Source organism: Vibrio sp. V19_P1S1T109 (genome assembly GCF_002241375.1).
GTDB classification, from domain to species: Bacteria; Pseudomonadota; Gammaproteobacteria; order Enterobacterales; family Vibrionaceae; genus Vibrio; species Vibrio anguillarum.
Genome location: NZ_NDIM01000360.1, coordinates 1 through 8882 on the forward strand (window position 1 = coordinate 1; position 8882 = coordinate 8882).

The 8882-nt window shown below is 44.7% G+C and carries 11 protein-coding genes; 4 read left to right on the forward strand and 7 right to left on the reverse strand.

All coding sequences use genetic code 11. From position 1 onward, the window contains the following. Positions 1–101: 101 nt before the first annotated feature. On the reverse strand, positions 102–989 hold the full coding sequence (locus B9J87_RS16725) for a LysR family transcriptional regulator (RefSeq protein ID WP_013868239.1): 888 nt from the start codon (positions 987–989) through the stop codon (positions 102–104). Between the two features lie 125 nt (positions 990–1114). Here B9J87_RS16725 and B9J87_RS16730 point away from each other — a divergent pair, with 125 nt between their 5' ends. From B9J87_RS16730 to B9J87_RS16740, 3 genes are all read left to right on the forward strand, one after another. Next, positions 1115–1753 carry an NAD(P)-dependent oxidoreductase gene (locus tag B9J87_RS16730; protein WP_017043238.1) on the forward strand — a complete coding sequence of 213 codons (639 nt, stop codon included), beginning with the start codon at positions 1115–1117 and terminating at the stop codon, positions 1751–1753. Between the two features lie 115 nt (positions 1754–1868). Next, positions 1869–2591, forward strand: a complete 723-nt coding sequence (locus B9J87_RS16735) for a sulfite exporter TauE/SafE family protein (RefSeq protein WP_013868241.1) — start codon at positions 1869–1871, stop codon at positions 2589–2591. Positions 2592–2664: 73 nt separating this feature from the next. Further along, complete coding sequence (locus B9J87_RS16740) at positions 2665–3096, forward strand: YccF domain-containing protein (protein WP_026027764.1); 432 nt, start codon at positions 2665–2667, stop codon at positions 3094–3096. 79 nt (positions 3097–3175) lie between these two features. Here B9J87_RS16740 and B9J87_RS16745 read toward each other — a convergent pair whose 3' ends face one another. The 5 genes from B9J87_RS16745 to B9J87_RS16765 form a co-directional block, all read right to left on the reverse strand. Next, complete coding sequence (locus B9J87_RS16745; RefSeq protein ID WP_176429556.1) at positions 3176–4042, reverse strand: glycerol kinase; 867 nt, start codon at positions 4040–4042, stop codon at positions 3176–3178. Between the two features lie 184 nt (positions 4043–4226). Then, a complete protein-coding gene (locus B9J87_RS16750) occupies positions 4227–4634 on the reverse strand; it encodes a hypothetical protein (protein ID WP_094128607.1) in 408 nt (135 codons plus the stop codon). Continuing rightward, positions 4631–5122 carry a methylated-DNA--[protein]-cysteine S-methyltransferase gene (locus B9J87_RS16755; RefSeq protein WP_094151814.1) on the reverse strand — a complete coding sequence of 164 codons (492 nt, stop codon included), beginning with the start codon at positions 5120–5122 and terminating at the stop codon, positions 4631–4633. The genes B9J87_RS16750 and B9J87_RS16755 overlap by 4 nt, the downstream gene beginning before the upstream one ends. 1 nt (position 5123) lies before the next feature. Further along, positions 5124–6488, reverse strand: a complete 1365-nt coding sequence (locus tag B9J87_RS16760) for an AlkA N-terminal domain-containing protein (RefSeq protein ID WP_441351337.1) — start codon at positions 6486–6488, stop codon at positions 5124–5126. A 165-nt stretch (positions 6489–6653) separates the two neighbouring features. Beyond that, positions 6654–7544, reverse strand: coding sequence for a LysR family transcriptional regulator (locus B9J87_RS16765; RefSeq protein WP_013868248.1), 891 nt, complete (start codon positions 7542–7544; stop codon positions 6654–6656). Positions 7545–7692: 148 nt separating this feature from the next. Between B9J87_RS16765 and B9J87_RS16770 the strand changes: the two genes are divergently transcribed. Then, on the forward strand, positions 7693–8052 hold the full coding sequence (locus B9J87_RS16770; protein WP_013868249.1) for a DUF413 domain-containing protein: 360 nt from the start codon (positions 7693–7695) through the stop codon (positions 8050–8052). 266 nt (positions 8053–8318) lie between these two features. Here the strand turns inward: B9J87_RS16770 and B9J87_RS16775 are convergent, their stop codons facing one another. Beyond that, positions 8319–8570 carry a DUF3081 domain-containing protein gene (locus B9J87_RS16775; protein WP_017044957.1) on the reverse strand — a complete coding sequence of 84 codons (252 nt, stop codon included), beginning with the start codon at positions 8568–8570 and terminating at the stop codon, positions 8319–8321. Positions 8571–8882 lie beyond the last annotated feature (312 nt).

Genomic DNA, 8882 nt, shown 5'->3' on the forward strand with positions numbered 1-8882 from the left:
CATCTACAATATTAATTATAGATAATTTCATTTTTGGCATTAACACTATGTTTAATCTAGCTAATAATATTGATTAAATTATTAGCTAGAATGACTTAACGCTAAGCGATGAGATCGTTTTTCCAGCTTTGAGCGATGAAATCAATGAATTGGCGAACCAATGGGGTTTGATAGCTACGAGAAAGATACACAGCCCATAGTGCGCTGCTTGGGCTGTGAAACTCTGGCAAAACGCGTACTAGTGTTCCTGAGGCGATAAAGACATTTGCAAGATCGCATGGTAGCCGTACGATGCCTTTGTGATGTAGGGCAGCACGGCATAAAATTTCCATATCATTAGCGCGGATGTTGCCATTCACGGTGACAGAGAGCTGTTCATTGTCTTTAACCACATCCCACTTGTTATTACTCATGTGCACAAAGCAGTTGTGCTGGGTTAAGTCATTGGGTGTATTGATAGGAGGGTGTTGGTTGAGATAGCTAGGGGAAGCGCATATGACGGTGCCGACGCTCATTAAACGGCGAGCGATAAGCGTATCATCCGGCTGTTGGGTAAAACGCAGGGCAATATCCACGCGTTCATCGACCAGTTGTGAAAGGCGATCTGAAGCGACAATGTCAATTAACACATTGGGGTGTCGTTGCGTGAAGTCTTCAACAACGGCCAATAACATGTTTTGAGCAAGGCCTATCGGCGCGGCAATGCGAATGGTACCGTTTAAGAGTTGTGACTGTTCCAACGCCCGTGTTTCAAGTTCGGCAGTTTGGTGCAAAATTTGTTCGCAACGGATTAAAGCCTCTTCACCGGCGGTGGTTAGGCTGACTTTGCGTGTCGTGCGGTGCAGTAACCTCTGCTTTAACCAATCCTCAACTTCTTGGACATGACGTGACACTTGTAATCGACTTAAGCTCAAGTTGTCTGCGGCTTTGGTAAAACTGGCAGTATTTGCCACTTCGATAAAACTGCGCATGGCGGTTAGTCTGTCCATGGTAGGCCTTTATTAGATACGAATATTGATACAATCTACATCATTTTTGGGTGTTTTTCCTCCTTCGTTTAACTACTAGACTACAATTGTTGTCGAGAAACAGAAACCGAATGAGGAAATAAATTATGAAAATTGCAGTATTAGGCGCATCAGGTTGGATTGGTAGTCACATTGTCAATGAAGCAAAAGCACGGGGCCACGAGGTGATCGCGTTAGTGCGTGATTCAAGTAAAGTCGATGCTGAAGGTGTTAGCGTTCAACTATTTGACTTACAACAGCCTTTGTCAAAAATTAGCGCTGCGTTAGCTGGTGTTGATGTCGTGATCGCTTCTATTGGCGGACGTGCAGCTGGCAACCACGATATTGTTGCAGCTACAGCGCAAAAACTGCTGTCGGATCTACCGCAAGTGGGTGTGGATCGCCTACTGTGGGTTGGTGGTGCGGGTTCATTGGAAGTCGCTCCCGGTATCAAATTGGTGACCGTAGAAGGTTTCCCTGAAGAGTACAAAGGGGAAGCATTAGCGCAAGGCGAAGCGTTGGATCTCTTCCGTGCGAGTACAAGCAAGGTTAATTGGACATTTGTTAGCCCGGCCGCTGAGATTTTTCCGGGTGAGAAACAAGGTGCTTACCGTGTGGGCGGTGACGCTCTATTGTCTGATGCTGAAGGTAACAGCAAAATCTCAGTCAGTGACTATGCCCTCGCGATGATCGATGAGTTAGAAAGTGCCGCTCACCCTCGTCAACGTATTGGTGTTGCTTACTGATACCAGACCGATAGATCAATTTGGCTATTCTCATGATCGAAAATTGCTGATAACGTGAACGAAGTAATGCTCTCTATGGGCATTACTTTTCTTTGTTTCGCTTATAGGCATTTTAATGGAAATGTTCAGTAGTACGGCGCTTATCGCCATGTTTCTTATTTTCTTGGGTTCATTTGTGCAAACGGCGATTGGTTTTGGTTTAGCGATCGTCGCAGCGCCCTTGCTGTTCTTGATCTCCGCCGACTACGTTCCTGCCCCCATTTGTATCGTGGCGCTGTTTATTTCTATCTTGAACGCCTTAAAGCATCGCTCGAACATTGAGCTTGGCGGTTTAAAAATGGCGCTGATTGGTCGCGTTCCCGGTTCAATTGCGGGCGGTATCCTTCTGGTTTTAGTCTCGACGGATGTACTGGCGTTATGGCTTGGTTTATTGGTGTTATTTGCCGTGGCTGTTAGTTTATTGCCGTATCGCATCGAACCTACCCCGATAAAAATGGGTATTGCGGGTTTTTTCTCCGGTTTCTTTGGCACCAGTTCCGCGATTGGTGGGCCGCCGATGGCGTTGATCCTACAGCATCAAGAAGCGAATCAGTTGCGTGGCAATCTTTCGGCATTTTTTGTGTTTAGCTCGATCATCTCTTTGATTATTCAAATACCGGCAGGTTTTCTGACGTTACATCATTTATGGATAACGATTCCGCTTATCCCCTCAGCTTGGTTGGGTTATAAGTTGGCGATGATGACCACGCAATCACTACCCAAAGATAACATCCGTTTCGCTGCGTTGCTGCTTTGTACGATAAGCGGCGTTACGGCGGTATGGCATGGTTTAGCCTAGCGTTAATCTTCCGTTCAGGTCATGCAATGATACTGAAAGGGTTTATGGGTCTATTTTATACGGAGTAGCAGTGATGAGAACAATCGGCAATATTATTTGGTTTTTACTGGGCGGAGTGTTTATGGGGCTCGCTTGGTGGTTTTTTGGTCTCCTTGCCTTTATCAGCATTATTGGCATTCCATGGGGGCGTGCTTGCTTTGTTATCGGTAACTTTTCGTTTTTTCCTTTTGGGCAAGAGGCGATTTCCCGTGATGAATTGACCAATCAGCAAGATATTGGTACCAGCCCATTTGGCTTAATCGGCAATGTGATTTGGTTTGTTTTCGCTGGTTTTTGGTTAGCCGTTGGTCATATTTTATCGGCGGTGGCGTGTTTTATTACCATCATTGGCATCCCTTTCGCACTACAGCATTTGAAACTCGCGGTTATTTCTTTGGCTCCGATTGGTAAAACCATCGTCCCGAAAGAAGAGGCGGCTAGAGCTCGCTATTCTTCTTACCGTTAATATAGGTTTTGTTTTTTGCTCCTTTTCTCTCGTGTTGCTCTCTCAGTGACGAGGGGAAGGGGGCATCTTGCCAACGCGATTAATACGCTTTAATCCCAAACTCTCGCAGTTTTCTAGGCAGAATGTCATCTAAATGCGCAATGTCTTGCGGATGAATATTAATCAGAGCAAAGCCGTGATCGTGGTAAATCGCTTGAGTTTGTAAGCGCGTTTTTTCGTCGGTTGCGCCATTATCTGAACCCCAATATTGTAAATAGACTTTCCCTGTTGGCAGATAAAAATCGCACATCACATCAGCTTCTATCGGCAACTGACGCTCATAAGCGTGGACGATGCCCGCCAAATAGAGCCAATTATCGATCAATAATTCGCCGGTTGAGCGAACATAGTGGCCGTCTAAGGTGCGATGTTTTGCCTCAAATTTTTGGCGAAAGTGGGACAATGATTTATCGGTCGATTGGTTGTGAGCCTCTTGCCCTAAAAATTCGACGATGGATTGTTTCAGACGTTTATGGTGAGTCACCGTATCATGCCAAACAACAAAAAATTGCTCAGAAGATTTATCTTCACGTTGCTGGGCGCCAGCTCTGAGCCCAGCCTCCGTTACTTGCCAGCCTTTTTCTGTTTTAGATATCCAGCCTAACTCTCTCAATAGTTGATTTATTTTTTTGGGGTTGAGCCTGAAATGATCGCCAAGTTGAGTGGCACTTAATGTCTTTCCGCTGGCGGCTTGTGTGTCGACGAGTAAGTTTTCCGGCCAGACAATAAATTGGCCATATTGCGTGTGCTGGGCGTATTCGCCGCCAAATTTTGCTCCCAGCTCTGTTAATACCCACTTGTTGTCGAAGCGGTTAATGTACCCTGCTTTTTGGAGGTTACTGAATAGTTGTTTAGCGTCTGTATTACGCAATTTAGCCAGTGCCGAGGTTGACAGTTTTTCTGCCATCATTATCTCCTTATTTCACGAGATCCATTCAATTCAACAGTCTGATATCTCTACCTTACTTGAATTTTGGGTAAATGACAGAGCGAGTGTGTGCGATGGTTTTTAAAATAGATAAAAGCTTAATTTTTGAGCTTAGGTGAGGGTAAACATGAGTGAGTAGAACTGGTCATTGCGTTAACGCGAGTTATTGGCTCGCGTTTTCTACTCCAGACGGTTTGGCTTCAACATTGCCTGTTTTTACCCATACGTTACTCAATTTATACATGGCGCAGACACTGCATGTGAGCACTTCTCCTTTGCCATGGATCACAAGCACGATATCTTCTCGTTTTTCTTTCGAGTTATTGCGTAGCTGGATCGTCAGTTGATTACCATCCACGCTGTAAGCGCGAGACCAGTGCTGAGTTTCAGATTCAGCACGTACAATACCCTCTTCGAAAATTAATAAGTCATCATTGAACTGGTTGTCATAAGTCCCTTTGAACTCATAAGTTTCACGGTTTAACCAACGTTCAAGGTCATCTTGAAAACAGCCTTGCAAAGTGGCTGTAAGGACGAGAATACTGATTGATTTTGCCGTAGATCTTATCATGTTGCTGCAACCTCTGTTGTTGTTCGCTCAAGTTCTAATAAGCTCGCTTTACGGTTTAAGCCCCCCGCATAGCCAGTGAGTTTACCACTTTTTCCGATCACTCTATGGCAAGGAACGATGATCGAAATTGGATTTCTACCATTGGCCAAGCCGACAGCCCTTACGGCTTTGGGGTTACCGATCGCCTCTGCAATCTGTTGGTAGTTCCAAGTTTCGCCATAAGGTATCTTGCATAATGCTTGCCACACAGATTGTTGGAACTCGGTGCCTTTTGCCGCTAAAGGTAAAGTAAATATAGTCCGTTTCCCGGAAAAGTACTCATCTAACTGTTTGATAGTATTGATGAGTATAGTGTAGTGTTCGGATTTTACCCCTAACTCTGTTGGCATGGTGGTTTCGGTTTCAAACCAAGCCCCCAATAAACCTTGCTCGCAGGCTTGCAATGTCATGATTCCTAAGGGGCTGTGATAGTGGGTGAAGCGATTCATATTAGTAATTCCAACAGTGAAAGGTGGCGTAACTTCCCCAAGGTGAAACCTTGTCTGCGTTCAGCTCAGGAAAATGGCTTAAGGCCTTCTTAACCACCAAATCAGTGTCTAGAAAGCAATCTGAATCGGACTGACCTCTTAACCTAGCGTAGTTTACGGTCCACGGCCCAATACCTTTTAGTGAAAGCCAAGCATCCACATCGGCTTCAGGGTGTTGGCACATGAATTGAGCAAAGCGTGTTAAGGTCTCTTTTCGGCTGTGTGGCATCTTTAAAAAGTGCAAGTCAAGCTGTGCGATTTGTTCCGGGCTTGGAAAGTAACTGCTCGTATTTTGAGCTGGGTTCACCGCATCGACTAATCGGTTGAGCTGGCCAATGGCTGCTTTTATCGAAACTTGTTGACCTAAAATAGCTCTGACTCCCGCCTCCCAACAATTCCAAACGCCGGGAATGCGGATTCCTGAACGAGTGACTAAACCCGGAGCGCAGTCTTCCAAATAGGCCTCGATGTGGCTGATGTCGGCTTCTAGGTCAAATAGGCGGCGTAGTTTTGCCACCAAGTAACGCAGTTTGGTGATGTCTTGCAACTCGAATTCAACCTCTAAATGGGTCGCAGAGTTTAAGCTGGCACTAAACCAGCCAGTCGTATTGTGTATGTTGAAGGTGCGTTGATAATGATTGTTACTGACCTGTTCAATGGCGTTTACTGCACGTAATCGATAGAAATCTAGCATATGTTGCCAATCGAAAGGGCCGCGACAAGAGAGTGTTAATAGGTTTTTTGTCATCAATGCAGTTTTAGATTGCCGTACTTGGCTGGGGGTCAGTTGCAACGTTTTGATAAACGCATCGTTAAAGCGGCGGGTACTGTTGAACCCACAAGCGAATCCTATATCGGTAATGGACAGAGCACTGGAATGCAACAACTGCTTAGCAAACATCAACTGATGGTACTGAGCATATTGTTTCGGTGACACTCCTAAATGAGTTTGAAACAGTTGTCGTAGGTAGCGGTCACTGATCCCCAAACGTTCGGCAAATTGAGCCAGATTGCTCGATTGTAATTCACCTTGCTCAATAAGCTTGATTGCACGCAAGAAGGTGGTTTCAACTCCTTTCCATGCCCAAGAATGAGGTGCACTGTCTGGGCGGCAACGCAGGCATGGCCGATAACCCGCTTGTAGAGCCAGCGCGGAGTTGGCGAAGTATTCAACATTCTTTTCTTTTGGCAGGGTTGCCGGACATATTGGGCGACAAAAGATGTTGGTTGTTTTGACGGCAACGAAAAATCGTCCATCAAATCGCGGATCACGGCTAGTGCGAGCTTGTTGGCATTGTTCTTTATCGAGTTCCATCCATGGTGTCATTTGGTATAACGAGCCTTATGCAGTTTTTATAAGCTAAGTGTATGCATGAATTCTGTCGATACTAGCCATTTTCGGAACTGGATGGCTTTTCCTGCGGCTTCTCTTGAAAAAGGATATTCATAACGCTGTATTCAATACCCGCTACAGCGTTATGAATTTGTTGGGTCAGTCGAGAATGACCTCGCCCGCTTGTTGTAATGAGTAAGCACTACTAGGGTTGATGTTTTTGACTAATTTTTCCACTTGCATAATGGCTTCTATCGATGAGCTGTTTTTTCGGTAGCTGAGGAAGATGGGACGCTGCCAATCTTCCACATTGTCAATTCGATACAATTGGCCAGAGTGGATAAAAGGTTCAACAAGTGAGGTAGGAAGGTAAGCGCTTCCCCCTTTTTCTAAAATGAAATCAAGTGCGATACGAGCGGTCGAGGTGCGCAAATAGGGGGTTGGCGTCTTCGGATGTCGCTCAGCATGCTCGGAGGCGAAACGGCTTCCCCAATCGACGTACACGTATTTATTATCAAAGGCGGTTTCCAGTGTGTCAGGACGCGTCGAAACCAACACCAGTACTAAATCTGCGACTTTTTTGCAGTTTAGCTCTTCGGCTTTAATTGGGTCAAAGGCAAACGCCATATCTAAGGTACGCTCCAGTAGGCTGCGGTTGAGCTGCTCGCGCCCCATGACTTCCGCCATAAACCCATAACCACTAAAAGCATCAGTCACAACGCTTAAACAGTTTTGTAGATGAGCATCCCAAACGTTGGGCGTTCCCCCTAATGTCAGCTGTAAAGCTCGGCCATTTTCCAAAGAGAGCTCAAACTTGGCTTGTTGCAAGGTTGCCACCATCACTTCGGCATAGCCAACGAGTCGTTCTCCTGCCGATGTGAGCTTTATGTTGTTGCGATCACGCGTAAACAGTTGAGCATCAAAATAATTTTCTAATTGCTTGATGCGTGCGCTGACGGCGGCTTGGGTCAAATAAAGGTTTTCAGCTGCTCGCCCAAAATGACGTACTTTGGCGAGTTCGAGAAAAGTGCGAAAAACTTTTACATCCATATTAAATCCTCTGAAATTACCCCGTCAGATTAACAAGGAAGTGCAATTATGACGATAAAAAATTTTTGTTTTTCTTTTCGGAGATTTACGCCTAATTTTCGCGTGATCTATCGCTACATGGTAGTAGCGCCATTCACATGAGGTTGATATGTCTGAGACTGAATTCCGTCACGGAAAAAAACGTTTTTACGACAATACAAAGTTTCCACGAGGCTTTGCTAAGTCTGGTGATTTTACTCTTGCAGAAGAAGAACTTCTCGCCATTTATGGTGGTACCATGCTTGGTCTTGAATCTGGTGAACTCACGCCAGAGAATGCCGAAGAAGCTCATTTTGTTAAGGCGATTGAAAACCCAGGTAAAGCGAAATCTAAGTTAGAGCGTGTCTGGTTAAAATACACTCAACTTGCTCGTGGTCGTAAGCGTTTCCATACGTTGAACGGTCGCAATAAACCGGAAAGTGGTGACGATTATAATGATGAAGAAGTCAGCTTAACGGAAGAAGATTAATCTGTATCTCTAATGCAGGATCTTAAGCCGTAATTTGGTCAGCTTTCTCATTTATCTCTTCAGCCTTATTGTCTCAATAAGGCTGACAAATTCGCTTGCATCGCCTTTCATATAAGAGATCTCTGTGCAAAAGAGTGTGACTCAATCAAGATGAGAAAAGTGCTTTCGCTCAAAGCCCTAGTATTGATGACTCACTCGGGCTTTGCATTATCGCCACTCTGCTCATTTGGTCGCGCTTAGCCAATCCATGAGCTGGGTCAACACCGCTACTTAGCCAAAATGGCTACTTTTTTCAAAAAGCTGTCGCGTAGATGCTCTTGGTCATAATCGAGATGGTAGGTATTGTGGAAGCCAACTTTTAGCTCCACACCATTTCCTCGCATGTAAATGTTATAGCCGTCATAGTCTGAAAAAGCTTCGATACCTTCATAGATTTTCCCGAATTCAGTCGGTGTACCATGCGCCATTACTGTTTCATAAGCATGGAGAATTTTCGCGGGTTCAAGTTCGTTTTTCATGGCATTTGCTCCTTTCTTGCTTGTTACTCCAAGTATGGGTAATGAATGCACGCTTCGCCAGATAGTGGAGTGATAGCGACTCAAACTTTACTTAATTTTATAGATGAATTTTTATCTCATTTGGTTATAGCATGTGCCGTATTAGTTAAGCGTACCTGTAGAAATTGCTACAAATTTAAGCGCATTTCTGGTTGAGATTTGAAGAAAGAACGAAAATTTGACCTAAAACAATGGCAGTTACCTAATACTTATTTTATAATGCGAATTAATGTTCTATTACACCATAATATTCCAATAACTAGGGGCCAATCA